Source organism: Streptomyces sp. NPDC048172 (assembly GCF_043202595.1).
Lineage (GTDB): Bacteria > Actinomycetota > Actinomycetes > Streptomycetales > Streptomycetaceae > Streptomyces.
In genome coordinates, this window is the sequence record NZ_JBIDAT010000006.1 from 270,869 (window position 1) to 295,893 (window position 25,025).

The following is a 25,025-nucleotide window of genomic DNA, read 5'->3' on the forward strand; positions in this document are numbered from 1 at the left end:
GACCCGGTCAGGAGGGGCCTTGTGGTGAGCCTGGAGGAGCTGCGGCGGGAGGCTGTGCGCATCCATGACCAGTACGACGCGCTGAATCGGTACGAGCGGGGACGGGTGTGGACGCGGGAGGAGTTCATGCTCGGCTTCGTCGGCGACGTCGGTGATCTGGCCAAGCTGGTGATGGCGGAGGAGGGCGCCCGCGACGTACCGGGCGGTCGGGCGGCGCTGGAGCACGAGCTCGCGGACTGCCTGTGGTCCGTCCTCGTCCTGGCCCACCGCTACGGTGTCGATCTGGAAGAGGCCTTCCGACGCACGATGACCGAGCTCGACGCGACGATCAGTGCTCGGCTGCCGCCGGACGGCGATCCGTCGTGACCGGCGCGCGCGTGTCAGTTGGTCAGACATGTTTCGTGGATACTGGGTCGCGGACTGTGGGCCGTAGGTCGAGGGAAGTGGGGAACCGGTGGCGGGGAGGGCGCAGGCGCTCTATCGGAAGGTGGCCGCCGACCTGGAGCGGGGGATCTCCGAGGGGGCGTACGGCTCCGGGGGCAAGCTGCCCGCCGAGGGCGTGCTGGCCGAGCAGTACGGGGTCTCGCGGGGCACCGTCCGGCAGGCGATGTCCGTACTGCGGGCGAACGGCTTCGTGGCCTCGCGGCGGGGGACGCGGCGGGTCGTGCTGCGGACCTCGCAGTCGCAGAGCTTCGGGGAGCTGCTGAGCTTCACGCGGTGGGCCCGTTCCACGGGCGAGGAGCCCGGCGGGCGGGTCGTCCGCGCCGTCCAGGGCCCGGCCTCCGGGACCGAGAGCGCGCGGCTCCGCGTGGCGGAGGGCGCCGAGGTCTGCCGGGTGCTGCGCGTCCGTACGCTGTCGGGGCGGCCGGTGATGGTCGAGCGTACGGTCTATCCGGAGGCCGTCGGCGCGCTCGTCGCCGAACTGGAGCCCGACACGGTGTCCTTCACGGTGCGACTGGAGGAGCAGGGGGTGCTCTTCGCCGACGCCCAGCACACCATCGACCTCGTCCCGGCCGACGCGACCGACGCGGAGCTGCTGGGCTGCGGGGAGGGGGACGTGCTGCTGCGGGAGCAACGGCGCAGTACGGATCCGGCGGGGGCGCCGATCGAGTTCTCCGAGGACCGTTATCTGCCGGGGACCGTGGCCTTCACGGCGAACTCCTCCGCCGGTTCGGGCTCCCTGGCCCGGCGCGCCGGCCGCCCCTCCTCGGGCTGAGGAGGGGCGGTCCGGGTCAGGCCTTCACGCCGTCCGGGCCCGCAGCAGCCCCCGGAGCAGGGGCCGGAAGTGGGCGAAGTCCGGCGCGTGCGCCGCCGGGTCCTTGGCCTGGTCGTCCCAGCGGCGTACGGCGACGGCGTCCTGGGCGTGCGGGCCGGCCTCGAAACGGGCGGCCTCGTCCTCGGACATCGGGCCGCCCTGCACCTCCAGGGTGTGGACCGACGCCTCGGAGAGCGCCGCGCGGTACTCGGCCTCCGCCGCGCACAGATAGCGCTTGGCGGCGACGTGCAGCCGGACCGGTTCGGTGACCTCGGGGCCGAACCAGGGGGTGAGACGGTCGGCCCCGGTGTGGCTGTGGCGGTTGTCGTGGCCCTCCATCAGGTCCCTGCCGTGCAGGGGGCCGTGGAAGTGGCCGATGTCGTGCAGCAGGGCGGCGGCGACCAGGTGACCGGGGGCCCCGGCGGCCTGGGCCCGGGCGCCGGACTGCAGCATGTGCTGGGCCATCGTCACCTCCTCGCCCAGATACTCCTGCGCCCCCTCCCCCTCGAACAGCGCCTCCAACTCGTCGAGGAAGGCCTCCCTCGCCCTCTGCTGGTCGCGGCGCAGCACGCTCAGCGTGCTGGCGAGGCCGTCCAGGTCGGCGTAGGCGCCCTGGAGATGACGGGCGCCGTTCTCGGCGAAGGCCGTACGGGCGTGCAGCAGGCGGACGTTGTCGAAGATGAGGCAGTCGCCCGGTGACAGCCGGAAGTCGAGCTGGAGCTCGGGGCGGAGCAGGATCCCGGCGAAGGTCCGGTAGGCCTCGTAGAACGCCTCGATACGGTCGGCCGGGAGCCGGAGCGTGCCGATGGAGCGGTTGTTGAAGCGCACCTCGCGTATCCGGCCGAGCGGGTCCACGTCGATCAACGGGCGCTCGGCACTCAGCACCGTACGCGCGTCGGTGAAGCGGAACGGGACGGGTGTGCCGGCCAGGACCTCGAAGGCGCGCGGGTCCTCATCCCGGAGCAGGGCCGCGGCCTGGAAGCCGTCGACCAGGCCTGAGTCGCCGCCGACGGCCGCGTTGGTGAGGCAGTGCAGGAGCTGGAGGGTGGGGACCGGGTCCCGGTACGGGTTGTCGGTGTGCGGGGTGATGCGCGCGCCGGTGAACGCCAGGTTGTTCGGGTCGGGCTCGACCCGCACCTCGAAGAGCTTCCCGTAGTTGGTCTCGCGGACGAAGCCGAACGTACGGGCGACGTCCAGGACCTGGCCGTCCTCGCACGGCACGTTCCGCAGCAGCGCGAAGCCGAGGCGGAGGACGGAGTCCAGGACCTCGGCGCGTACCTCGGGGCGCGTCCCGTACGCCTCCCACTCCGCCTCGGGGAGCCGTCCTTCCAGGTCGGCGGCGCGCCACAGCGTCTTGTCCGCCTCGGTACGGCCGTCTCCCGCGGTCCTCTCACCCTCGCCCGGTGCGTGGGCCGCGAGCCACTCGTGCGCGTACACGGAAAGGTGCCCGTCCGGCGCCCAGGTCACCTCCAGCCCCCGGCCGTCCGCCGTCTCCCGCACCTCGCGCACGGCGGGCGAGGGCGGGAGGTCGACGATCTGGAAGAGCTTCTGGCCGTTGCCCGGGTCGCGGCACTCCGCGCAGGGGCAGTTGTCGCGCAGCCATACGGCCGGCAGGGAGCGGGGAGACGGAGCCGTCGTCACGCACTTCTCCTTAAGTTGTATAGCCAACTTTACTCCGCCGCACGCTACAGGAACCACTCCGCGCACGACCGAGCCCCCCACGGGCAGGGCCGTGAGGGGCTCGGGCGCTCTGGGCGCGGAGGTGCCGGAGGGCTAGAGGGCTAGAGGGCTACGCGGGGCGGTAGGCGCGGAGAAACGTGCGTACGCCCTCGATGACGAGGGGGCGGACACGGTCGTCCTCCGCCGCGTTCGCGGAGCCGAGCCGGTCGAGCGCGACGCCGAAGGTCAGCGCGACGAACTGGTCGGCCGCGAGCCGCGGGTCGGGGACGCGGAGCAGCCCGGCCGCGGCGAGGGCGGCGAACCGCTCGGCGATGGCCTCGTCGGGGGTGTCGGCCATGGAGTTGTAGCCCCGGTGCGGCAGGTGCCCCGACTCCGCCCGGACCAGCCGCTGCAGCGTGGCGTACTCGGCCGAGCCGAGCATGTCGGTCGCGATGCGCATCGAGAACGTGATCAGGGCGTCCTCAAGATCGGCGTCCTCGCCGAGGCCGGTGAGGGTCTCGTCGAGGGTGTTCCGGATCGTGGTGATCATCGACTGGCCGACGGAGTCGACGACCGCCTGCAGCAGCGTCCGCTTGTCCCCGAAGTAGTCGTAGACCGTCCGCTTGGACACCTCGGCCCTGGCGGCGACGGCGTCGACGCTGGTCCGGTCGAAGCCGTCGGCGAGGAAGAGGTCCCGGGCCGCCGAGAGGATGGCGGCCCGCTTCCGCGTGGAGCCCTCGCGCAGCGTCTTCGCAGTCGATGTCTTCGTGGTCGGCATGGCCACAGCTTAGCCTTTTCCCGAGCTACACTACACGGTGTAGTGCAGTAGCGACGACGGAAAGGACGCTCATGACCGCACCTCCCGCGTCCCCGCGCCCGCTGCTCTCGGGCGCTTCGCGCCGGTGGATCCGCGTGTTGCCGTGGGGCGTGGCCTTCGTGCTGTGCGTCGCCCTGCTGCCCACCACCATCCAGGTGCTCAGCGTCGAGTACGGCATGAACGGCGGCCTCGCGAGCGCGCTGGCCGTCGCGCAGGCGGCGCCGCTGCTGCTCGCCGTCGTCCGCCCGCTGCACGCCTGGTACGTGATCTTCGCCGCGGACGTCGCCGGGGCGCTCGCCCTGCTCGCCGTCGACTTCGACGAACGGCACCTGTGGCCGTTCCCGCCGATGGAGATCGTCGGGTACGTCGGCCTCTGTCTCGCCCTCGGCCTGCGCGAGCCGCGCCGGACGCTGCTGCGGGTGTGGCTGGCCACGGCGGGCGCGAACATCGGGCTGGGGTTCGTCGCACCGCACGGGACGAGCGCGGGGGACGCGCTGCTCACCATCCTCAGCGGCGTCACGCTCGTACTCTGCGGCGCGCTCCGCGAGCGGTACGAGGCACAGCGCAGGCTGGCCGAGCAGGAGACGATCAGCGAGGCCGAACGCGGACGGCGGACGCTGCTGGAGGAACGCGCCCGTATCGCGCGGGAGATGCACGACGTGGTGGCGCACCACATGTCCGTCATCACGGTGCAGGCGGACACCGCGGCCTACCGCCACCAAGGGCTGCCGCCGGACGAGCAGGCGGAGTTCACGTCCATCGCGGCGACCGCGCGCGAGTCGCTCGGCGAGATGCGACGGCTCCTCGGCGTGCTGCGGAACGAGGAGGCGCACGGCGAACTCGCGCCCCAGCCCGGCCTGACCCGGATCGGCCAGCTGGCGGAGGCGACGGCGAGGGCGGGCGTGCCGGTGGAGTTCACCGCCTGGGACGCGGACTCCGGCGCAGACGTCGACGCTGCCGTGCCTGAGGCGGTGAGCCTCTCCGCGTACCGCATCGCCCAGGAGGCCCTCGCGAACGTCGTACGGCACGCGCCGGGCGCCCCGACGCGTGTGTCGTTGTCGGTGTCGGTGTCCTCCGACGCGGAGGCGGACGCCCCGCGGCTCACCGTCCTCGTCGTCAACGGGCCGCCGCCCCGGCCGCCCGCCGCGCCGCTCGAAGTGGGCGGCACGGGGCACGGCCTCGTCGGCATGCGCGAGCGGGTGCGGCTCGTCGGCGGCGTCCTCGACGCGGGACCGCTGCCGGACGGCGGGTTCCGGGTCGCCGCCCAACTCCCCCTCGACTCCCAACGGTAAGGACTTCACGTGACGACGCGTGTCATCATCGTCGACGACCAGGCCATGGTGCGGGCGGGCTTCGCCGCGCTGCTGGCGGCCCAGAGCGACATCGACGTGGTGGGCGAGGCCCCCGACGGCGTGCGGGGCGTCGAGCTGAGCAGGCGCACCCATCCGGACATCGTGCTCATGGACGTCCGGATGCCCGAGATGGACGGCCTGGAGGCCACGCGCACCCTCCTCGCTCCCCCGCCGGGGGTGACCCACCGGCCGCGCGTCCTGATGCTGACCACGTTCGACGTCGACGACTACGTCTACGAGGCGCTGCGCGCGGGCGCGAGCGGCTTCCTGCTCAAGGACGCGCCACCGGCCGACCTCATCGCTGCGGTGCACGTCGTGGCCTCGGGCGACGCACTGCTCGCCCCCTCCGTGACGCGCCGCCTCATCGCGGACTTCGCGCGGCAGCGGCCCGCCTCCGGGAGCAAGGCCGCGCTGCGGCTCAAGGCCCTGACCGCACGCGAGACCGAGGTCCTCACCCTGGTGGGCCGGGGCCGGTCCAACACGGAGATCGCGGAGACGCTGGTGCTGGTCGAGCAGACGGTGAAGACGCATGTGAGCCGTGTCCTCACCAAGCTCGGCCTGCGCGACCGCGCCCAGGCGGTGGTCTTCGCGTACGAGTCGGGGCTGGTGTCCCCGGGCGAGTAGGGCGGTTCGCCCCCACTTCCGGCCCGACCCCCTACCCCCGTAGCACTACGCATGGGCTCCCCCGTATGACGACCGGTGCGGAACCGCTGCCGCACTCTCCTTCCCATCGGCACAAGCGAGCACGACGAGAGCGTGAAAGGGCACGAGATGAGGCTGCACAGCGGCAAGCGGCACAGCGGTAAGCGGCACGCCGAGGCGGACGAGGAGCCCCAGGTGACCGGCGACCCGGGGCTCGCCGTCGAACTGCGCGGGGTCCGGCGGGTCTACGGGCGCCGGGGCGCCGTGCACGCGCTCGCGGGCGTCGACCTCGCCCTCCCCCGCGGCACCTTCACCGCGGTCATGGGGCCCTCCGGGTCCGGCAAGTCCACCTTCCTGCAGTGCGCGGCCGGGCTTGACCGGCCCACCGCCGGGTCCGTACGCCTCGGGGGCACCGAGCTCACCGGCATGAGCGAGAACCAGCTCACCGAACTGCGCCGCAGCCGCCTCGGCTTCGTCTTCCAGTCCTTCAATCTGCTGCCGTCGCTGACGGTGGAGCAGAACGTGCTGCTCCCCATGCGGCTGGCCGGGCAGCGCCAGGACCGGCACCGCGCCGACGCGATGCTCGCGCGGGTCGGGCTCGCCGACAAGGCGCGGCGCCGGCCCGGCGAGCTCTCCGGCGGCCAGCAGCAGCGCGTCGCCCTCGCCCGCGCCCTGGTCACCAGCCCCGATGTGATCTTCGCCGACGAGCCGACCGGCGCCCTGGACACCGGTACGGCCGCCGAGGTCCTGGGCCTGCTGCGGAACGCGGTGGACGGCCTCGGCGCGACCGTCGTGATGGTCACCCACGACCCGGCGGCGGCCGCCTGGGCCGACCGCGTGCTCTTCCTCGCGGACGGGGCCTTCGCGGGCGGGCTGGAGCGCGGTTCGGCGGAGCAGATCGCGGCGCGGATGGCCGCGCTCACCGCCCGTACCGCAGCGGCGGGCCCGGGCGCGATGGCGGGTGCGGCGGCATGAAGCTGAAGCCCAACGGGCTGGCCCGCGCGGCCGTCCGCTTCAAGCCCGCGTCCTTCGCGGGGACGTTCGTCGCGCTGCTGATGTCCGCGCTGATCGTCTCGGCCTGCGGCATCCTGCTGGAGACCGGCCTGCGCGCTTCGGTGCCGCCGCAGCGGTACGAGAAGGCGCCGGTCGTCGCGGCGGCCGACCAGTACAAGTACGTCGTGACGGGCAGCGGCGAGGACCGCGAGAAGGAAGCGGTGCCGCTGCCGGACACGGCACGGGTGGACACCGGATTGGCGGCGAAGGCCGCCCGGGCGCCGGGCGCGCGGGACGCGGTGCCGGACTTCACCTTCCCGGTACGGGCCGGGGACGGCCCGGACGGAGGCGGTTCAGCCGGAGACGGCCCGCGCGGGGACGGTGCGTTCACCGCGCACGGCTGGGGCTCGCACGCCTTCACCGGCACCCGGCTCAGCTCCGGTCGCGCCCCCCCGTACCGGCGAGGTCGTGCTCGACGCGGCCGCCGGGCGCGCCGCGAAGAGTGCCGTCGGCGACACCGTGGCGCTGCAGACCGCCGCCGGGGAACGGGAGTTCCGCGTCGCGGGCCTCGCCGAGGCCGGGGCGGCGGAGGCCGCCAAGGGCAAGGGCACCGGAGGGCCCACCGCCTGGTTCTCCGACGCCCAGGCCCCCACGCTGGCCGGGCACCCCGGCAAGGCGGACGCCATCGCCGTACTGGCCGAGGGCGGCGCGGACGCCGAAGCGCTCGCGGACTCCGTGCAGAAGGCCCTGTCCGGCTCCGGCGCCCAGGTGCGCACCGGTGACGACCGCGGTGCCGTCGAAGACCCGGGCCTGGCCTATGCCAAGGACACGCTCTTCGGCATCGGCGGCCCCTTCGGCGGCATCGCGGCCCTCGTCGCGGTGTTCACCGCGGCCGGGACCGTCGCGCTCTCGGTGGGCCAGCGGGCCCGCGAGTTCGCGCTGCTGCGCGCCGTCGGCGCCACCCCGCGGCAGATCCGCCGCGCGGTCGCCTCCGAGGCGCTGCTCGTCGCGCCGCTCGCCGGGATCCTCGGCACCCTGCCGGGCATCGGGCTCGCGCACTGGTGGTTCGGGCAGCTGCAGGACCGCGGCGCGGTCCCCGAGGCCGTGGACGTGCACGTCTCGGGCCTCCCCCTCCTCATCGCCGTCGGCACCGGGCTGCTCACCGCGCTCGGCGCGGGCTGGATCGCCGGGCGCCGTCCCGCGAGGACCAAGCCCGGGCAGGCGCTGCAGGAGGCGTCGGTCGAGCGGCTGCGGCCCGGCGTGCTCCGTACCGGACTGGGCCTGGCGGCGCTGGTCGGCGGCGCGTCTCTCACCGGCGTCGCGGCCGGTTCGTCCGGTGACAACGCCGCCGGTGCGGCCCTCGGCGTCGTCATGTGCTTCATGCTCGCCGTCGGACTGCTCGGCCCGCTCATCGCGCGGCTGTGCGCGGGCCTCTTCGGCCTCCCGCTGCGCGGCGCGGGCCCGGCTGCGCAGCTCGCCGCCGCCAACTCCCGTACGAACGCCCGCCGTCTCGCCTCCGCGATCACCCCGATCGTGCTCGCGATGGCCTTCGCCTCGACGTTGGTCTTCATGAACACGAGCGAACGCCACGTCGCCGACACTCAATTGCGCGCGGGCGTCACCGCGGACCACGTGGTCACCGACCCGGCCGGGCTCCCGGTCGGCACGGAACGGCGCGCGGCCCGCGCGCCCGGCGTGGACGCGGCCGTCGGCGTGCTGAGCACGCAGGTGCTGGTGCCGACGGGCTCCGGCGAGTTCAAGGCGCTGCAGGGCGCGGCGGCCCAGGGCGTCACCGGCTCCGGCGCGGAGCTCGCGAAGGTGCAGGACCTGGACGTGACGGAGGGGAGCCTCGACCGGATCGGCACCGGCCGTATCGCCATCGGCGAGACCCTGGCGGCCACGGCGGACGTGGGCGTCGGCGACCGGCTTCCGCTCTACCTCCCCGACGGCACCAGGGCCAGCCCCGAGATCACCGCGGTCTACGGCCGCGGCCTCGGCCTCGCGGCGGTGACCATGGACCGCGCCTCCCTGGCCGGGCACGTCACCTCGGGCTTCGACAGCACGCTGCTGGTGAGCGGCGGCTCGCAGCGGTCGCTGTCGGCGCTGGGCAATGTCACCGACGCCTCCGGCTACGCCACCGAGCAGAGCCTCGACGCCAGGACCGGCGCCTGGATGAACACCACGATGGCCGCGGTCCTCGGCGGCTTCGCCGCCGTCGCCGCCGTCAACACCCTCGTGATGACGGTCCTCGACCGCCGCCGCGAACTGGCCACCCTGCGCCTCGTCGGCTCCACCCGCCGCCAGGTCATGCGGATGCTCCGCTGGGAGAGCCTGCTGGTGTCGGGCGCGGGCGTGCTCCTCGGCACGGCGATCGCCGCCGCCACGCTCGTCCCGATGATGCGCGGCATGACCGGCCAGGCGCCGCACGTACCGCCGCTGGTCTACGGCTCCTTCGCGGCCGCCGCCGGAGGACTGGTCCTGCTCGCGGTCACGCTGCCCGCGCGGGCGGCGCTGCGCCGCAGGTCGTAGCGCATGCGTACGACCGACCACGCGCAAGGCCCCTCCCATGGCCCCTCCCAAGGCCCCTCCCACGGCCCCTCGCGCACTCCCTCACCCGACCGCTCGTCGCCCGGAAATCACGGAAGGACGCTCATGTCCGCAACTCTGGCTCCACCGCCACCGGTCCGTATCGGAAAAGCCGCCGTCGGGGCCCTCGCCATGCTCGCGGTCGCCACCGGCGCCCTGGAGTCGGTGCTGACGCCGACGCTCCCGCTCCTCCAGCGCGAGCTGGGCATGAGCCGGTCCCAGGGGGCGCTGCTCAGCGTCGTGCTGCTCATCACCGGCGCGCTGATCACCCCGGTCGCGGGCAAGTTCGGTGACCGTTACGGCGGGAAGCGGGTCCTGGTCCGGCTGATGGCGGTGGTCTCGGTCGGTGGCGCGGTGTCGTCGCTGGCGCCGAACCTGCCCGTGCTGCTGCTCGGCCAGGTGCTGCAGGGGGCGATGGTGGGGGCGCTGCCCCTGTCGTTCATCGTCGTCCGCAAGAACCTCTCCGAGGGCGAGTCGAAGGTGGCCATCGGGGTGGTCAGCGGGATGTTCGTCGGGGGCAGCATGGCGGGCACGCTCGCGGCCGGGCCCGTCGCCGAAGGGCTCTCCCGGCACTGGATGTTCGCGCTGCCGACCCTCGCGGTCATCGGCTCCACCCTGCTGGTGCAGCGGCTGATGCCGCTCGACGAGCCGGGCCGCCAGGACGACGCCAGGATCGACTGGCCCGGGCTGGGCCTGCTGAGCGGGACGCTGGTCACGCTCATGCTCGTCCTCGCGGCGGCGCCCGAGCTCGGCTCGCAGCCGCTCGTGCTCGTCGCCCTCCTCGCGGTGCTGGCCGCCTTCGTGGCCGGATGGATATCCGTCGAGCGCCGCGCGGCCTCGCCGATGGTCGATCTGCGCATGCTGGCGCGGCCCGCGATGTGGAAGGCGTGCGTGCTGACGTTCGTGATCTGCGTCGGGACCTCGATGGCGGTCTACCTCGTCCCGCAGCTCTTCGAGGTCTCCGCCGACTCGTACGGCTTCGGGGCCAGCGCCACCGAGATCGGCTTCTTCCTGCTGCCCGGCGCCGTCGCCGCCTCGCTGGCCGGGCCGCTCGGCGGGATCGGGGCGCGGCGCTTCGGCTCGCGCGCCGTGGTCACCACCGGGGTCGTCCTGATGGCCGCGGCGCTGCTCGCGCTGGCGGCCGTGCACGACGCGAGCTGGCACCTCGTCGTGGCCAAGATGGCGATCTCGCTCGCCAACGGCCTCTGCGTGACGGCGATGGTGACCAGCACCGCCACCTCCGTCGGCCAGGGCGACACCGGCATCGCCACCAGCCTGGTCCTGGTCACGCGCGTCGTCGGCTACGCCGTGGGGGCGCAGCTCGGCGGCGCCCTCCTCACCGCCGGGACCCCCGCCGGTGCCGACGACCCGGCCGAGTCGGCCTTCGTCACCGGCTTCGTCATCGCGGGCGCCGTCACCGCGCTGTCCCTCTTCGTCACCCGCACCATGAGCAAGGGAGTCAAGGAATGACCCGTACACCTACCCGTACCCGCACCGGTACGCGTACGACGCCGAGGCGTACCGCCCTGATATCCGGGGCCAGCATCGCGGGGCCCGCGCTCGCGTACTGGCTGAGCCGCTACGGATTCGCCGTCACGGTCGTCGAGAAGGCGGGCACCCTGCGCAGCGGCGGCTACCCGATCGACGTACGCGGCACCGCCCTCGAAGTCGTCCGCAGGATGGGCATCCTGCCTCGGCTGCGGGAGGCGCACATCGACCTGCGCCGGCTGACCTTCCTCGACGGGGACGGCGGCGAGGTGGCCTCGCTCAGCCCGCACGCCCTCACCGGCGGCGTCGCGGGACAGGACCTGGAGGTGCGGCGCGGGGATCTGACCGACGCGCTGTACGCGGCGGTCCGTGACGACGTGGAGTTCCTGTTCGACGACTCCGTCGACACCCTCGACCAGTCCGGCGACGGGGTCGACGTGACCTTCCGCGGCGGCGGCAGCCGTACGTTCGACGTGGTCGTCGGAGCGGACGGGCTGCACTCGCGCACCCGCGAACTCCTCTTCGGCCCCGAGGAGCAGTTCCACCGCTACCTGGGCTACTGCTTCGCCGTGTTCACCATGCGCAACACCTTCGGGCTCTCCCACGAGACCCTGATGTGGAACACCCCGGGCAGAGCCGCGGCGCTCTACGCGGTGGGCGGCGAGGACGAGGAGGTGCACGCCTTCTTGAACTTCGCCCGTCCGGAGCCTCCGTTCCACGTGTTCCGGAATCCGGGGGCCCAACGGGACCTGGTCTCGGCGGTCTTCGCCGACGCGGGCTGGGAGGTGCCCGGCATGATCGCGGCGCTGCGAGGCACGGACGACCTGTTCTTCGACGGGGTCAGCCAGATCCGGATGCCCCGCTGGCACAGCGGCAGGGTGGCGCTGGTGGGCGACGCCGCGTACGCACCCTCGTTCCTCACCGGGCAGGGCACCAGCCTCGCGCTGGTCGGCGCGTACATGCTCGCCGGTTCGCTGGCCGACCGCGACCACGTGTCGGGCTTCGCGGCGTACGAGCACGGCACCCGCGCGTTCGTGGCCGCGAACCAGGGGCTGGTCGGCGAGGGCGACGCCACGCTCTTCCCCACCACTGCCCTGGCCCTGGAGCGGCGCAACACCATGCTGCGCGGCCTCAGCGCCCTGCCGCCCGGTGAGGCCCGCCCGGCCCACTCGGCCCTCGCCCTCCCGGAGTTCGCACGCGTCTAGGCCGTGGGCCCTACGGGTCCTCTGGGCCCTATGGGTCCTATGGGTCCTAGCGGCGCACGCGGTGGCGGAGGTGGACGACCCCCGAAGCGAAGGTGCGGGTCTCGACGAGTTCGAGATCCGCCCGGCGCTCGTTCCGGGGGAAGTACGGGATGCCGCCGCCGACGAGGAGCGGGTAGACCCTGAGCCTGTACTCGTCGATGAGCCCCAGCCCCTCCGCCTCGGCGGCGAGCGTGGCGCCGCCGATCGCGATGTCGCCCTCCCCCGGCTCGGCCCGCAGCCGCCCGATCTCCTCGGCGAGGCCGCCGGAGGCCAGCCGGGCCTGGCCCTCCACGGCCGTCAGCGTGCGGGAGAAGACCACCTTCGGGAGCCGTCTCCAGACGGCGGCGAACTCGCGCGTGGAGAAGTCGAGGGAGGGGTTCTGGTCGACGGTCTCCCAGTACAGCATCGTCTCGTACAGCCGCCGCCCCAGCAGATGGACGCCGACGCCCCGGATCTCGTCGGTGGAGAGGCGGAAGACGTCCTCGTCGGGCACACCCCACGCGAAGTCCCCGTCCGGGTCGACGATGTAGCCGTCCAGAGAGACGCCCATCGAATAGGTCACCCTGCGCATCACAAATCCTCCTCGGCCCACGGACAACACGCGTTCCTCCGAGCCCCCCGTACCAGCCCTGCTGTTCACGCGCCCGGGAGCCCGCACCACGACGGTGCATGGCGGACCCCAGTGTTCCGGACTATTGCTGGAACAGGACCCGGAACGAGGCCATGTGTCCGGGCCGTGACCAGTCGGCGGGACGGTGAGTGCTGTGGTGCCCACGTGCACATGGGAACTGACGTTGCCCCGGGAGGCGGCCAGCATCGGGCTCGCCGGACGCGCGGCGGGCGTCGCGGTCCTCGTGCTGGGGGTCGGACCGTGCGGCGCGGGCGCGCTGCGGGACAGCGTCCGTACGGCGGCCCACTACCTGGTCACGCACAGCCGCGCACGCCGCTTCCGGCTCCTGCTGTGCACCGGCGAGGACCGGTGCGACATCGAGATCACCGACCGGCCCGGTGACGCGCCGCGGCCGGCGCAGGCGGCCGTGGTCTCGCTGCGCCTCAACGTGTCCCTCCCCTCCCGCCCCGCCCCTTCGGGCAGACGTTAGGAAGGGAGCGGACGCGTGTCCGACCGGCACGGCGACGACTCGCCGGATCACCGCATGCGGGCGCGGGTGGAGCTGCTGGCCGACCTCGTGGACCAGGCGCGCGACACGCTCCGCGCCCACCCCGCGGAGTCCCGGCGCACCATGACGGTCCTCGTGGCCCTCCTCGCCACCGTCCTCCAGGACGTCCTGCCCGAGGTCGATCCCGCCCTCTGGCGGCACGCCGAGCGGGAGATCGCCGCCTTCGAGGGGCCCGGCGAACTGACAGCCCAGGAGCGGGACATGGCGATGCGCCTGCTGATCAGCGTCTGGGGCATCGGCATCAGCGAGGGCATCGCCCCGCACGCCTGGTCCCCGTACGACGGCACGCTGCCGGCGCTCTGCGTCCACGTCGCCCGCGGCAGCGGCGCCTACGACCGCTGGCGCGACAGCGACTGACGGTGACGGGTGGGCCCGTATCCGGCCAGGTCACCCATTCGGCGGCGCCCGCCGGGCGTGGCTCCCCCTCCGGTTGTCTCATCGGGGCATCGTCGACGACGAGGAGCGAGGCATGAACGCGCCTACCGGCACCCCCGCGGACCCCCAGGCCACCACCGGCCGCCCGCCGTCCTCCGGCTGGCTGACCTTCGCCGGGATCATCATCCTGATGATCGGCTGCTCGAACGTGATCAGCGGCCTGGCCGCGCTGTTCAAGGACGACTACTACACGGTCTCCGAGGGCCGCCTGCTGGTCTTCGACTTCACGGCCTGGGGCTGGATCTGGCTCGTCCTCGGCATCCTCCAGATCGCGGTCGGCGTGGGCGCCGTGCGCGGCAGCGCGTGGGCCCGCGCGACGGGCACGGCACTCGCGGTCGTCGTCGCCGTCTGCCAGCTCGCCTTCCTGGCCGCCTTCCCCCTCTGGTCCCTGGTCGTCATCGGCCTCTGCGTCCTGGTGATCCACGCCCTCGTCTCCCCACCCCGCGGGGCGACCGGCGCCTGAGGCCGCGCCAACCGGGCTGATGGCCCTGACCCTGCCCAAGCTCGGGGACTCCAGCGCCCGTTCCTGGTGGCGCGTGGCCGCTGCCGCTGAGGGTCGGACGACGATGTCGTGGCTGTACGCGCAGGAGGCGTACCAGCTCTCCTACGGGCACGAACTGCATGGCTGAGCTGGCCTTTGAGGGCGTCGATGACGGCTTCGATCCACTGGCGGACACGGGTGATCTTCCCGTGCCGGACAGGCTCGTCCTTGCGGCCGCCGGGCCGCACCAGGCGGACCCCAGGCGGTCGGCGAGGAAAGCCTCGAACTCCCGGCCCGCGAACCCTTTGTCGCCGAGAATCACCTGGCCGGCACGCAGGAGATGGTGGTCGCGTTCCAGCAGCGTGGTCATCACCTCCCGCTCGCCGAGTTTCGGGGTGGCCAGGCAGCCGCAGATCGTCGTGCCAGGTCGGCACCTGGCGGGCCGGGGCCTCGATCACGTGGCTGATCAGTGGCCTTGCGGCGTTCAGGCGCTTGTTGTAGTCGGGGGGCGCCCGATCCGGCGAGAGGGGACCACATGATCGTCGGCCGAGCGTCCAGCCCCACAACACGTGGACCAGTGCCTCTTCGAAGAAGTCGTTTCGAAGCGAGTTCGGGGGCCACCGACACAGTGTTCTCGAAGACCATGTCGATGTGGACCGATGTCGCTGCCCGGGTTCAGTGTGTGGTGACCGGCAGGATTTCGTGCAGCCCGGCCTCGTGGAGCGCGTCGCGCACCGGGCCGCTTGCCGCGCTGATGGCGAGGCTGCCACCGACCTGGTTGGCAGCGTGCCGGACGCCGAGGATGGTGTAGAGACTGCCGGTCTCGCACAGGGTGATGCCATCAAGGTCGATCAGCAGGTGTCGCCCGTTGCCCCGGAGGCGTCGACGACGGCGTCGCTGAGTTCACCGACGCTGATCACATCCAGCTCGCCGACCAGGGCCAGGGTGATGAAGGGTCCAGTCTCGGTCCGGGCCCGGTGAACGGTCAGCCGGTCCATGCGTGTGTGTCCTCTCGTGGGCTTCCGCATGCGCGCTGTCGGCGTACGGGGGTGTCCCTTCGCCGCGTGCCGCGGTGTCCACTGCGTGTCCGCCGCCGGTGGCTTGGCAGATCAGGAGGTCCAGAGGTACCTGGACGGGGAGATGAGCTTCGGCTCGGTGTCGGAGTCCGCCCTCCGGGTGGAGGATGTCGGGTGTGCTCCGCTCGTAGCGTATCCAGCTCGGACAGACGCCACGTTCGAAGTCACTGACGAGGGCTCGCGCCTTGCGTTCAGCGATGCGGCAGGCTGTGGCGATGCCACCGAGGCGCACGGGGGGTTCGTACGGGACGTGTTCGAGCACGCGCGCGTGGTTGGCAATGCACATCCCTCGCCTTCACCGCTCACGTCGACAGGGGTCTGTGCCCCACCGACGCCGTGTTCACCGAGTGCTGGTCTCGCGGGGCCGGGGTCCGGCAGCGCGGCGGAGCCGGTTGGCGATCGCGAGGCCCAGTCCCTCCTCCACCGGCAAGGACGCGACGATGAGGTCGCACCCCTGTTGGTCGAACTCGCGCAGGAATCCGTACAGCCCGCGCGCGTAGGCCTCCATCGACGCGGGAAGCGACACCGTGGCGCGCGCCTTCACCGGAGCATCGGCGAAGGAGGAAGAGAGGAGAACGCCGACTTGGTGGCCGAGGTCCTGCGCGCGCTCGGCTTCGGCGATGACCTTCTCCGGCTCGACGAGGACGACCCGCGCCCGCGGCGCGTAGTGGGACGGATGCCGGCCCGGCGCCCTGACACTGCTCGTCGAAGGGACCGCCACAGGGTGCGCCAGTACCGATTCGAGGTCTTCGCGCGTCACCCCGCCCGGCCGCAGGATGCTGGGGGCATCGCCCGTGACGTCGACGATGGTCGACTCCACGCCGACCCCGCACAGGCCGCCGTCCAGCACGAAGTCGACCCTGTCACCGAGCTCCGCACGGACATGATCCGCTGTCGTGGGGCTGACGGAGCCGAACCGGTTGGCGGACGGGGCCGCGATGCCGCCGCCGAAGGCCACCAGCACCGCGCGTGCGACGGGATGGCCGGGCACGCGCACGGCCACCGTCTCCAGACCACCGGTGGCTTCCAGAGGCACCCGACGTCCGCGCCGCAGCACCAGCGTGAGCGGCCCCGGCCAGAAGTGTCCGGCCAGCAGGCGGGCGGCGGCGGGCACATCGTCAGCCCAGTCCTCCAGGCGCTCCGCGCTGCCGATGTGGACGATGAGCGGGTGGGAGGGCGGGCGGCCCTTGGCCTTGAAGATGCGCGAGACGGCGGCGGGATCTTCGGCGTCGGCTCCCAGGCCGTAGACGGTTTCGGTCGGCAGGGCCACCAGGCCTCCGGCACGCAGTACGTCGGCCGCCTTCTCGATGTCGATGTCACTGGTTCGTGCGGTCACCCTCGCGATCCTCTCACTGGTGCGCTCTCCACCATCTGTGGTCTCCCCGGCGATAACGACGAGCCCAGCACTGGCGACACCGGGTGGGACCCCTGTACGGAAGGCGGGCGTGCAGGCAGGGCTCCTACCGTGCCGAAGCGGCAGCTTCGCTCAGACCATGGGAGGCGACGAGCTGCGCGCTGCCGTCGGCCAGCCGGTAGGACGGCCCCACCACGGCACCCGTGCTCTACCTTCCGGACCGCATCCGTGCGCGTGCACCGCCGAGAACGCCGCCTGCGCCCGGGCGGTGAGCGTACGACTCATAGACCGTGCCTTATCGATCAAACTCCGGAACGGATTGTTCCACGCTTGTCCCCTGTTCAACGCGGCCGGAAGAATCAACGACGTGCGCCGGACTCCGAAAAGGCGTACGGACGGGGGGAGTACGTGAGCGCCTGTTTCAAACTCAGGCCGATGGTCGCCGGGATCCGGCGGGGTGGACGGTCCCCCGCCGAATTGCACAGCCTTCTGAATTAGCGCTGGTCCGGATAACTGTGCGGCCGGACGCGCAGCCGAAGCCCACCCCGGCATTCGGGTATACGGGTATCCGGGTATCCGGGCCGAATACCGCCACCACCTGCAATGTCACGGAGTCTGCCGGGTGCACCGCTCGGCGGGACACCATTCTGGCGCGCGCGACTGCCCGCTGCCGCCCCTGTGAGACGGCCTTACGGACCCGGGCAGTTCGGCACTTCCGACACGCCGGAGAACCCAAGAGAAGGGACCCACATGCGTATCAAGCGCCTCGCCGTCACCGCCGGGCTGCTCGCCGGCCTGGGGACCGTGGTCGTCGCACCGGCGGCCTCGGCTGCCCCGACGACACCGATGGCCCCAGTGGGCGTGACGCCCCAGACCGGCGTCGCCCCCCTGTCCTGCCCGCCCGGCGGCCCGGCCCCCGATCCGGGCTGGCGCTGCCTGTCCTGGTACCCGACGCTCTCGGAGTGCGACTGGGGCGTCCACGCGTACCAGCAGGCAAACCCGCACATTACCTGGGTCTCCTGCCAGTCCAGCCCGAACGGCTGGTGGGGCATGGTCTACCCGGAGTAGTGGTGTGTGCCCTGAACTTCGACGGCTTATCCAGCACCAACTTGCCGAACCATCAAGGAGAGGACCGACCATGTCGAAGAAGGCGCCCCACACCGGACGGGATGATCCCGCCCACCTGCAGATTTTTCTTCTCTCGACGTGGCATTCCGGTTGGCCGCCACGTCCGGATTCCGGTCGCCTTCTCATCAGCGCCGACCGCATGCCCCGCGGGAGATCTGCACCCGTTCCGGCTCGTGCCGACGCGCCGGGCGGTTTCACCTCGTTCACCCTATAGGGGGGTTGTACGCCGTCCGCATAGGCCGCTATGTTCGCAAATACCAACTGGTCCGAGTTGACACTTTCACGCCGGATCAGTGGCGACGGGGATGTAGGGGGACACGGGGGATGTCCGCTTTTGGACGCGTGCGCTCTTCAGCACGCTCACGTACGTATCAGAACACTCACTCGACAACCACAGACCCGGACGCGGTGCTCCGCGTCTCCGGGGTCTCCAAGAACTTCGCTCACGTCACCGCGCTCCGCGGCGTCGACCTGGATGTGGCGCCCGGGCAGGTGTACGGCGTGCTCGGGCCGAACGGGGCCGGTAAGACGACGCTGCTGCGCATCCTTCTCGGCCTGGTGCGCCCGGACAGCGGGACCGTCTCGGTTCTCGGCATGCCGCCGGGCACGGCCACCGCACTCCACTCCATCGGCGCGCTCATCGAGCGGCCCGCGTTCGTCCCACATCTCTCGGGGCGGAACAACCTCCGGGTGCTGGCCCGCGCCCGCGCGCTGCCGGACACCGAGGTGGAACGCGTCCTCGCGACGGTCCAGTTGGAGCAGCGGGCCGACGACAGGTTCGCCGGATACTCGCTGGGCATGGGCCAGCGGCTCGGCATCGCCGCGGCTCTGCTGGGCGATCCGCGGCTGCTCATCCTGGACGAGCCGACCAACGGGCTGGATCCCGAAGGTGTCGCCTCGATGAGGGAGCTGGTCCGGAGCCTGGGGACCGGCGACACGACGGTGCTGCTCTCCTCCCATGTCCTCGGCGAGGTGCAGCAGTTGTGCGAGCGCGTCGTGGTCATCGACCGCGGACAGGTGATCGCCGAGGACTCGGTCGAGGCGCTGCGCACTCGCGCGGGCGGCACCGTGCTGCACGTACGGGCCACGCCCGATGGGAAGGCCCGCGCGGTGCTGGTGGAGCACGCGCCCGGCGCCACCCCTCCACGCGAAGGCGGCGGGCCGGAGACCGGCACATGGCAGGTCCGGACCGCCCCCGACGGGGTGCCCGGCCTGGTGCGCGCGCTCGTCGCGGCCGGGGTGGACGTCCACGAGATCCGGCCCGAACGGCGGTCGCTGGAGGACGTGTTCTTCACGTTGACCCAGCACCCGGCCGACGCCCCGCACGCGGACGGTACGGGCCGTGCGGACGGTTCGGACGGCGATTCCGGCGACGGCGGGAGGAGGGCGGCATGATCGACGCTCTGGCCGCAGAGACCCTCCTGCTGCGCAAACGCCTCGCCCCCGTCGTGATCGGGGCGGCCTGGGTCGCGATGGTCCTGATCTTCGCGTTCGGCGTGCCGTACATCGTCTACCGCACGCTGGATCCGGCCAAGGACTCGGGCGACCGGGCCGATCTGCTGGACGTGCTGGTCCCGTCCTCCGTGGACAGCACCTCGGTGAGCAGCTATCCGCTGTTCGGCGGGGCGCTGATGCTGATCCTCGGAGTGCTGATCACCGGTTCCGAGTACCGGTGGGCGACCTGGGGCGCGCGGTTCACGCAGGGGCCGAGCCGTACCCAGGTGCTGCTCGCCAAGGCCGCCGCGGGCGCGCTGGCCGCCGTGGCCATCGCCGTGGTGGCCGCCGTCGCGGCCGTCGTGGCTTCGCTCGTGATCGCCACCGCCGAGGGGGCGCCGCGCGGGCTGCCGTCGGTGCCCTCCATGGCGGCCTCGCTCGGCGTCGCCGTCCTGATCTCGGTGGCCTGCATGAGCCTGGGCGCCGCCCTGGGCGTGATCTGCCGCGGCACCAGCGTGGCGCTGGCAGCGGGACTGCTGTGGATGCTCGGGCTGGAGAACGCGGTCTCCGGACTGGCCTCGATGGTCAACGTCCTGGAACCGGTCCGCACCGTGCTGCTCAGCTCCGCCGGCGGTTCGCTGGTGGCCGGGCTCGGCGCTCCCACTCAGGGCGCGGGAGGGACCCCCGGCGTGGTCGAGCACATGTCCACGCCCACCGCCTGCCTGGTGCTGACCGTCTACATCGCGGTGAGCCTCACCGCCGCCGTCGTGATCACGCGGCGCCGCGACATCGGCTGACCTGCGAACCAAGATCGCGAACAAGCATCCCATCGAACGTATCGAACGAGGAGTGACGTTGGCCCTCCATGCACCCGGGCTCGCCCGGCCTCGCCTGCGCCGCGATGTGGCGTTCCTCGAAACCGTCGGAGGTGTGTACGTGCGCCACCTCGACGACGCCTTCGTGGTGCGGGGCGCGGACGCGTACCGCTACCTGAACGTACTGCTGCCGTATCTCGACGGCGCGACCCCGCTCACCGACATCGTCGCCGGACTCCCGGAGGCGCACGCCTCCGCCGTGCGGTCCCTGCTGACCACGCTGGCTGAGCGCGGCGTGCTGGCGGACGGAAGGGACCCGCTGGCGGAACACGACAAGGAGACCGTCGACCGGTACGGCGGACAACTGGCGTTCCTGGACCACCATGGCGACACCGGCGGCGGCTTCGCGCGCGTCGCGGCGGCGCGGGTCCTGGTGGCCGGTGACGGCGCGGCGGACCTCGTCGCGGCGCTGCGTGCCAACGGGACGGGGAGCGGCGAGGGGTGGGTGCGGTCCGCCACCCCCTCAGAAGCCCTCGCGCTGCTCGACGGTCACGGGGACGGGGAAGGGGAAGGGGAAGGGGACGCTTCAGGAGCCGGTGCCGGGGTCGATGCCGTGTGCCTGGTGGCCGCGGAGCGTCCGAGTCGGCACCTGTTCGCGCTGGCGGACGCCTGCGCCGCGCGCGGCACCGCGTTCCTGCCGCTGCTCCGGGTCGGCGAACGGCTGGTGCTCGGGCCCTGGCAGGCAGACGGCCAGGGCGACGTCTGCTCCGCCGTGCTGCGGATGACCGACAACGCGCTCGACGGCACCGCGGCGCTGTGGCAGGCGGCCACCGCCGGACCGGGCGCGGCGGCAGCGCTCGCGCCGCTGCCCGGCAGGGCGGTCGCGATGGGCGTGAGTCTGGCCGGGTTCGAGGTGTTCAAGGCCCTCGCCGGGGTGCCCGCGAGCGACGTGCGGGACGCGGTGGTCGTCATCGATCCGCACCGGCTCACCGTGGCCACCGAGCGCTTGCTCCCCCACCCCTCCTCGCCCCACGCCGCCGAGCCCGCCGCGACACCCGCCGACCGGGCCGGAGACGCCGAGGCCGCCTCCGCAGATACCGCCGCGGACGCCTCGCCCGAGGAACGCGCCTACCGGCGCTACGAGCCCACCGTCGCCGCGACCGTCGGCATCGCATGCCGGTTCGAGGACGACGCCGCCGTCCAGGTCCCGGTCAAGGTCGCCGCGCTGGTGGCCCCCGCCCTCGCGCCGGAACCGCTGGTCGCCTTCGGCTCCCGGTCGACGCTCCAGGCCCGGCTCACGGCGCTGGAAACCATGGCCGCGCGGTACGCCGTGGGCGTGCACCGGCGCCTCGGGCTCTCTGCAGCTGCACAGGCGGGCACCGAGGACATCTCAGATGCCGAGGCGGTCGCGCCTGAGCGGCTCGCCACCTGGCTGGGCGCCCCGGTCACGGCTCCGGTCGCTGTTCCGGCCACCGATCTGGAGCACGGCGGACCGCTGTCCGTGGAGCGCGCGGCCGTGCTGGCCGGGCCGTGGGACCGGCAGGCCGCGCTGTTCGAGCCGGAGCCGACCGGGCTCGCGGCGGCCCCCACGGAGGCCGAGGCGCGGGAGCGGGCCCTGGTCGACGCCGCGGGGGCGCTCACCGTGACCGCGCTCGCGCGCGGCGAGGCCGAGCTACGGGAGGTGCCGCGCGCGCTGCTGGCCACCGGTCCCGACGCCGAGCGACAGGGCCGACTGTCCATGCTGCTGGGCGAGTTGGAGCAGGACGGCACGAAGGTCCGTACGTACGCCGCTCACGGCCCAGTGCCCGTCGCGATGGTGCGGGTAGGCGACGGGCACGACCAGGTCGTGGTGCGCGCCGGCGTCTCCTGGAGCGAGGCGGCACACGACGCGCTGCTGGAGATCCTGGGGCGTCGCCAGATCGCGGGCACCCCGTTGGAGACCGCCCCGCCGCCGCCCGGAAGCGGCTCCCGGGCGGCGGACCTCGGACGCCTCCTCCCCCGCGGCACCGCGGAGGACGGCGCGCCGCTGCACCGGCGGCACGGGAGCGGGGAGGTCCTGGCCGCCCTGCGCGCGGGCGGACACCGGGCAGCGGTCGTCGATCTCACGCCGCCCGACCTGCGCACCGTCACCGCCGTCAGCCGTGTGCTGCTGTTCACCGACCACGCCCCCGGGGAGGCACCGTGACCGCGACATCACTCACCACAGAGCTGCTCGAACTGGAAACGGTCAGCTTCGAGGTCGAGGAGATCTCCGACATCGGCCAGGACGCCGCGGGCTGGTGCAGCTCCAGCACCAGCACCTCCAGTTGCTCGTCCTGCTCCACCTCAAGCTGTTGCGGCTGCTCCAGTTGCAGCTGCAGCAGCACGAGCTGAGCGGTCGACGCGCGAGCCCCGCCGCCGGTCCGGGCGGCGGTCGATCCGAGCCAAGGAAGGAGGTTTCCGATGGGTCTCAGCGACGAGCTGCTCTCACTTGAGACAGCGACCTTCGAGGTCGAGGACATCACCGACATCGGCCAGGACGCCGCGGGCTGGTGCAGCTCCAGTTGCTCGTGCTCCAGTTGCTCGTCCTGCTCCACGTCGAGCTGCTGCTCGACGAGCACCAGCACCGGGTGCGGCGGCTGACCCGCAGGCGGTGGCGACACCACCCGTAAGAGGGGAGAACCGTGCCAAGCACCACCTGAACGACGGTCGACGGCACCACGAAGAGAACAGGAGAGAACCATGCCAAGCACCACCGCACTCGACCTTGAGCTCCTGGAGCTTGAGGCCACCACCTTCGAGATCGACGAGATCAACGACCCGTCGATGGAGATGGCCGCCAGCAGCTCCTCGTGCAGTTGCTCAAGCTGCTCGTCCTGCTCCACCTCAAGCTGCTGCGGGTGCAGCACCAGCACGTCGAGCTGCGGCTGAGCGCCGTACGCCTGAACGGCTGACCAACTGAGTTGAGCGGGGTGCTGCGGGCCACTCGCAATGGCCCGCAGCACCCACCCACTCAGGGTACTCAGCCGTAGCCCGCCCCTGGAGGCCACGCGCGCCGGGAGGCCATGCCGTGCTGCCTTGACGTGGAAAGACTCGATGGCGAAAGAGGCGAAAGAAGTGCCGAACCCTGTGCCGACGTTGCAGGACTCCCGCCCCACCCCCACCCCATCCGACACACGGCCCCGCGGCCCCGCGGATCACCGCACCGCGCTGGCACGCGCGATCGCCGCCCTGTTGCCGGACAGTTTCGGCTCCCGCTGCCCCGCGCTCGACATCGCCGTGCTCGGCGTCCCCGGTCACGAGCACCGGCTGACACTTCCGCTCGTCGGGCCCGACTCCGACCTCAGCCCCGGCTCCGGCTCCGACTCCGGCCCCGGTGTGAGCCTCCGCCTGTACGCGGGGAAAGTGATCGTCGCCGCCACGCCCGGCCGCCCCGGCCCGTGCCCGCGCTGTCTGGAGCGCCGCTGGACCGCCCGCAGGACAAGGACCGAACGCTGGGCGCTCGACGACCCGTTCGGCGTGCGCGCCTCCGACGCCGCACCGCCGCCGTCGCACCTCGCTCCGATGCTCGCGGCGCTGGTGGAGGCCGCCGTCGAGCCGGTCACCGGGCCGATGTACCCGGTGTGGGAAGTGGCGACGGGCACCGCTTCCGTACGCGAGTACGGGCTGCTGCGCGACTCCTCCTGCACCTGCGCGGAGCCCGCCGAGGACACCGCGGAGGACGCCCGTGTCACCCTGCGGCCCGCCCTGGCGTCCAGGCCGGGCGGCACCCGCTCGCGCGCCCCCGAGGACCTGGGGCTGCCGATGGACGCGCTGGCCAACCCCGTGTGCGGCATGCTGGGCGGTCCCGCCCTGCGCGCGTACCACGCCACCGCGACCGCACCGGTCAGCGGCTACTTCGAGGTCCGCAGCAAGTACGGGCTGCACGAGATGTGGTGGAGTGGGCACGCGGAGAGCTACCGGCTCAGCGAGCTGCTGGGAGCGCTGGAGGGGCTGGAGCGCGACGCCGGGCAGCGCCCGCGCCGCACCACCGTCGCGCGCCGCGCGGCGGTCGCCGAACTGGGTGTGCCGCACGTGGAGATGGAGGAGTGCGGCGTCTACTCCGAGGATTTCTACGAGCGGCACCCCGAACAGTACGTGCGCTGGTCCGAGCACCCCAGCGTGCCCTGGGTCTGGGGCTGGTCGCTGCGCGACGACCGGGCGCTGCTCGTCCCCGAACAGCTCGTCTACTACCTCGATCACCGCGAGGACCACCGCAACACCGTCCAGGAGTGCTCCAACGGCTGTGCCTCCGGCAGTTCCGTCACCGAGGCCGTGCTGCACGGGCTGCTCGAACTCATCGAGCGGGACGCCTTCCTGATCCAGTGGTACGGGGGCCTCACCCCGGCCGAGATCGACCTGGACACCGTCGGCCACCCACTCGTCCGGCAGATGCGTGCCCATCTCGGCCTGCTCGGCTACGACCTGCGCTGCTTCGACATCCGTGTCGACCTGCCGGTGCCCGCGGTCGGCGCCGTGGCGGTGCGCCGGGACGGCGGGCCCGGCACCCTCTGTTTCGCGGGCGGCGCCTCGCTGGACCCCGCCGACGCCGTACGCGCCGCGGTGTGCGAGGTCGCCAGCTACGTGCCGGGCTTCGAGGAACGGGTCACGTCCGCGCGGGAGCACAACGAGCGGATGGTGGCCGACTACGGCGCCGTGACCGAACTCGAACACCACGCCCGGCTGTTCGGCATGCCCGAGATGGCCCCGCACGCCGCGCACTGGCTGCGGCGGCGCGAGGCCCGCCCGCTGTCCGACCTGTATGCCGGATGGACCGCGGGCCGCGACGGCGGCGGGGATCTGTGCGAGCCGGTTCGGGAGATCGTCGGGCTGTTGGCCGACCGGGGCCTAGACACCGTGGCGGTCGACCAGACCACGCCGGAGCAGAGGGCCCTGGGGCTCACCACCGTCGCCACGCTGGTCCCGGGGCTGGTGCCGATCGACTTCGGCTGGCGGCGGCAGCGTGCCCTGACGTTGCCGCGCACGCGCTGGGCACCGTACGAGGCCGGTCTGGTCGAACGGCCGCTGACGGCCGAGCAGTTGCACCTCGTCCCGCACCCGTTCCCGTAA

The 25,025-nt window shown here is 72.7% G+C and carries 23 protein-coding genes and 3 pseudogenes; 17 read left to right on the forward strand and 9 right to left on the reverse strand.

The genetic code is table 11. From position 1 onward, the window contains the following. Window positions 1-24: 24 nt before the first annotated feature. Complete coding sequence (locus ACGF3A_RS26965) at window positions 25-366, forward strand: MazG nucleotide pyrophosphohydrolase domain-containing protein (protein WP_393732915.1); 342 nt, start codon at window positions 25-27, stop codon at window positions 364-366. A gap of 88 nt (window positions 367-454) precedes the next feature. Beyond that, window positions 455-1,216 carry a GntR family transcriptional regulator gene (locus tag ACGF3A_RS26970; RefSeq protein WP_393732916.1) on the forward strand — a complete coding sequence of 254 codons (762 nt, stop codon included), beginning with the start codon at window positions 455-457 and terminating at the stop codon, window positions 1,214-1,216. A gap of 24 nt (window positions 1,217-1,240) precedes the next feature. Here ACGF3A_RS26970 and ACGF3A_RS26975 read toward each other — a convergent pair whose 3' ends face one another. Both ACGF3A_RS26975 and ACGF3A_RS26980 read right to left on the reverse strand, forming a co-directional pair. After that, window positions 1,241-2,896 carry a TauD/TfdA family dioxygenase gene (locus ACGF3A_RS26975; RefSeq protein WP_393732917.1) on the reverse strand — a complete coding sequence of 552 codons (1,656 nt, stop codon included), beginning with the start codon at window positions 2,894-2,896 and terminating at the stop codon, window positions 1,241-1,243. 148 nt (window positions 2,897-3,044) lie between these two features. Continuing rightward, window positions 3,045-3,692 carry a TetR/AcrR family transcriptional regulator gene (locus tag ACGF3A_RS26980; RefSeq protein WP_393732918.1) on the reverse strand — a complete coding sequence of 216 codons (648 nt, stop codon included), beginning with the start codon at window positions 3,690-3,692 and terminating at the stop codon, window positions 3,045-3,047. A 71-nt stretch (window positions 3,693-3,763) separates the two neighbouring features. Here ACGF3A_RS26980 and ACGF3A_RS26985 point away from each other — a divergent pair, with 71 nt between their 5' ends. From ACGF3A_RS26985 to ACGF3A_RS27010, 6 genes and pseudogenes are all read left to right on the forward strand, one after another. Beyond that, the gene (locus tag ACGF3A_RS26985) at window positions 3,764-5,023 is read left to right on the forward strand and encodes a sensor histidine kinase (RefSeq protein ID WP_393732919.1); all 1,260 of its coding nucleotides are present in this window, start codon (window positions 3,764-3,766) and stop codon (window positions 5,021-5,023) included. 9 nt (window positions 5,024-5,032) lie between these two features. Next, window positions 5,033-5,707: a response regulator gene (locus tag ACGF3A_RS26990; RefSeq protein WP_393732920.1), complete on the forward strand. Its 675-nt coding sequence runs from the start codon at window positions 5,033-5,035 to the stop codon at window positions 5,705-5,707. A gap of 147 nt (window positions 5,708-5,854) precedes the next feature. After that, on the forward strand, window positions 5,855-6,700 hold the full coding sequence (locus ACGF3A_RS26995; protein WP_393732921.1) for an ABC transporter ATP-binding protein: 846 nt from the start codon (window positions 5,855-5,857) through the stop codon (window positions 6,698-6,700). Beyond that, window positions 6,697-9,247: pseudogene (locus ACGF3A_RS27000) on the forward strand (FtsX-like permease family protein). The gene ACGF3A_RS26995 and the pseudogene ACGF3A_RS27000 overlap by 4 nt, the downstream one beginning before the upstream one ends. Before the next feature lie 123 nt (window positions 9,248-9,370). After that, a complete protein-coding gene (locus ACGF3A_RS27005; RefSeq protein WP_393732922.1) occupies window positions 9,371-10,774 on the forward strand; it encodes an MFS transporter in 1,404 nt (467 codons plus the stop codon). Continuing rightward, entirely contained in the window at window positions 10,771-11,997 is a 1,227-nt protein-coding gene (locus tag ACGF3A_RS27010; protein WP_393732923.1) for an FAD-dependent monooxygenase, read from the forward strand. Before ACGF3A_RS27005 ends, ACGF3A_RS27010 begins: the two co-directional genes overlap by 4 nt. Before the next feature lie 46 nt (window positions 11,998-12,043). Here the strand turns inward: ACGF3A_RS27010 and ACGF3A_RS27015 are convergent, their stop codons facing one another. Then, the gene (locus ACGF3A_RS27015) at window positions 12,044-12,607 is read right to left on the reverse strand and encodes a dihydrofolate reductase family protein (protein ID WP_393732924.1); all 564 of its coding nucleotides are present in this window, start codon (window positions 12,605-12,607) and stop codon (window positions 12,044-12,046) included. Window positions 12,608-12,803: 196 nt separating this feature from the next. On the opposite strand from ACGF3A_RS27015, the gene ACGF3A_RS27020 reads away from it, so the two are divergent. The 4 genes from ACGF3A_RS27020 (at window position 12,804) to ACGF3A_RS27035 (ending at window position 14,278) form a co-directional block, all read left to right on the forward strand. Further along, entirely contained in the window at window positions 12,804-13,136 is a 333-nt protein-coding gene (locus ACGF3A_RS27020) for a hypothetical protein (RefSeq protein WP_393732925.1), read from the forward strand. A gap of 15 nt (window positions 13,137-13,151) precedes the next feature. Continuing rightward, window positions 13,152-13,571, forward strand: coding sequence for a hypothetical protein (locus ACGF3A_RS27025; RefSeq protein WP_393732926.1), 420 nt, complete (start codon window positions 13,152-13,154; stop codon window positions 13,569-13,571). Window positions 13,572-13,683: 112 nt separating this feature from the next. Beyond that, on the forward strand, window positions 13,684-14,112 hold the full coding sequence (locus ACGF3A_RS27030) for a hypothetical protein (RefSeq protein WP_393733405.1): 429 nt from the start codon (window positions 13,684-13,686) through the stop codon (window positions 14,110-14,112). A 19-nt stretch (window positions 14,113-14,131) separates the two neighbouring features. Beyond that, on the forward strand, window positions 14,132-14,278 hold the full coding sequence (locus ACGF3A_RS27035; RefSeq protein WP_393733406.1) for a hypothetical protein: 147 nt from the start codon (window positions 14,132-14,134) through the stop codon (window positions 14,276-14,278). Here the strand turns inward: ACGF3A_RS27035 and ACGF3A_RS27040 are convergent. The 5 genes and pseudogenes from ACGF3A_RS27040 to ACGF3A_RS27060 all read right to left on the reverse strand — a co-directional run. Beyond that, window positions 14,277-14,630: pseudogene (locus tag ACGF3A_RS27040) on the reverse strand (IS982 family transposase); the annotation flags it as partial. The gene ACGF3A_RS27035 and the pseudogene ACGF3A_RS27040 overlap by 2 nt on opposite strands. 175 nt (window positions 14,631-14,805) lie before the next feature. Continuing rightward, window positions 14,806-14,988, reverse strand: coding sequence for an STAS domain-containing protein (locus ACGF3A_RS27045; RefSeq protein ID WP_393733389.1), 183 nt, complete (start codon window positions 14,986-14,988; stop codon window positions 14,806-14,808). After that, complete coding sequence (locus tag ACGF3A_RS27050) at window positions 14,982-15,128, reverse strand: hypothetical protein (RefSeq protein WP_393732927.1); 147 nt, start codon at window positions 15,126-15,128, stop codon at window positions 14,982-14,984. Before ACGF3A_RS27050 ends, ACGF3A_RS27045 begins: the two co-directional genes overlap by 7 nt. A 418-nt stretch (window positions 15,129-15,546) precedes the next feature. Further along, window positions 15,547-16,542, reverse strand: a complete 996-nt coding sequence (locus tag ACGF3A_RS27055) for an L-threonylcarbamoyladenylate synthase (RefSeq protein WP_393732928.1) — start codon at window positions 16,540-16,542, stop codon at window positions 15,547-15,549. A gap of 124 nt (window positions 16,543-16,666) precedes the next feature. Next, window positions 16,667-16,759, reverse strand: a pseudogene (locus tag ACGF3A_RS27060) (carbonic anhydrase); the annotation flags it as partial. A 551-nt stretch (window positions 16,760-17,310) separates the two neighbouring features. On the opposite strand from ACGF3A_RS27060, the gene ACGF3A_RS27065 reads away from it, so the two are divergent. The 4 genes from ACGF3A_RS27065 to ACGF3A_RS27080 all read left to right on the forward strand — a co-directional run bounded on the left by ACGF3A_RS27065 (window position 17,311) and on the right by ACGF3A_RS27080 (window position 22,122). Beyond that, complete coding sequence (locus ACGF3A_RS27065) at window positions 17,311-17,628, forward strand: hypothetical protein (RefSeq protein WP_393732929.1); 318 nt, start codon at window positions 17,311-17,313, stop codon at window positions 17,626-17,628. A gap of 468 nt (window positions 17,629-18,096) precedes the next feature. Then, the gene (locus tag ACGF3A_RS27070) at window positions 18,097-19,083 is read left to right on the forward strand and encodes an ABC transporter ATP-binding protein (RefSeq protein ID WP_393732930.1); all 987 of its coding nucleotides are present in this window, start codon (window positions 18,097-18,099) and stop codon (window positions 19,081-19,083) included. Next, the gene (locus ACGF3A_RS27075) at window positions 19,080-19,919 is read left to right on the forward strand and encodes an ABC transporter permease subunit (RefSeq protein ID WP_393732931.1); all 840 of its coding nucleotides are present in this window, start codon (window positions 19,080-19,082) and stop codon (window positions 19,917-19,919) included. Before ACGF3A_RS27070 ends, ACGF3A_RS27075 begins: the two co-directional genes overlap by 4 nt. A gap of 139 nt (window positions 19,920-20,058) precedes the next feature. Continuing rightward, entirely contained in the window at window positions 20,059-22,122 is a 2,064-nt protein-coding gene (locus ACGF3A_RS27080) for a hypothetical protein (protein ID WP_393732932.1), read from the forward strand. Here the strand turns inward: ACGF3A_RS27080 and ACGF3A_RS27085 are convergent. Further along, window positions 22,091-22,921, reverse strand: a complete 831-nt coding sequence (locus tag ACGF3A_RS27085; RefSeq protein ID WP_393732933.1) for a hypothetical protein — start codon at window positions 22,919-22,921, stop codon at window positions 22,091-22,093. The two genes, ACGF3A_RS27080 and ACGF3A_RS27085, sit on opposite strands and share 32 nt — an antisense overlap. 124 nt (window positions 22,922-23,045) lie before the next feature. On the opposite strand from ACGF3A_RS27085, the gene ACGF3A_RS27090 reads away from it, so the two are divergent. Beyond that, window positions 23,046-25,025, forward strand: a complete 1,980-nt coding sequence (locus ACGF3A_RS27090; RefSeq protein ID WP_393732934.1) for a TOMM precursor leader peptide-binding protein — start codon at window positions 23,046-23,048, stop codon at window positions 25,023-25,025.

Coding starts and splice junctions, on each gene's coding strand:
- ACGF3A_RS26985 (WP_393732919.1), top strand. CDS start 3,764: ATGACCGCACCTCCCGCGTCCCCGCGCCCGCTGCTCTCGGGCGCTTCG.
- ACGF3A_RS26980 (WP_393732918.1), bottom strand. CDS start 3,692: ATGCCGACCACGAAGACATCGACTGCGAAGACGCTGCGCGAGGGCTCC.
- ACGF3A_RS27030 (WP_393733405.1), top strand. CDS start 13,684: ATGAACGCGCCTACCGGCACCCCCGCGGACCCCCAGGCCACCACCGGC.
- ACGF3A_RS27015 (WP_393732924.1), bottom strand. CDS start 12,607: ATGCGCAGGGTGACCTATTCGATGGGCGTCTCTCTGGACGGCTACATC.
- ACGF3A_RS27005 (WP_393732922.1), top strand. CDS start 9,371: ATGTCCGCAACTCTGGCTCCACCGCCACCGGTCCGTATCGGAAAAGCC.
- ACGF3A_RS27050 (WP_393732927.1), bottom strand. CDS start 15,128: ATGGACCGGCTGACCGTTCACCGGGCCCGGACCGAGACTGGACCCTTC.
- ACGF3A_RS27075 (WP_393732931.1), top strand. CDS start 19,080: ATGATCGACGCTCTGGCCGCAGAGACCCTCCTGCTGCGCAAACGCCTC.
- ACGF3A_RS27010 (WP_393732923.1), top strand. CDS start 10,771: ATGACCCGTACACCTACCCGTACCCGCACCGGTACGCGTACGACGCCG.
- ACGF3A_RS27065 (WP_393732929.1), top strand. CDS start 17,311: ATGCGTATCAAGCGCCTCGCCGTCACCGCCGGGCTGCTCGCCGGCCTG.
- ACGF3A_RS26995 (WP_393732921.1), top strand. CDS start 5,855: ATGAGGCTGCACAGCGGCAAGCGGCACAGCGGTAAGCGGCACGCCGAG.
- ACGF3A_RS27035 (WP_393733406.1), top strand. CDS start 14,132: ATGGCCCTGACCCTGCCCAAGCTCGGGGACTCCAGCGCCCGTTCCTGG.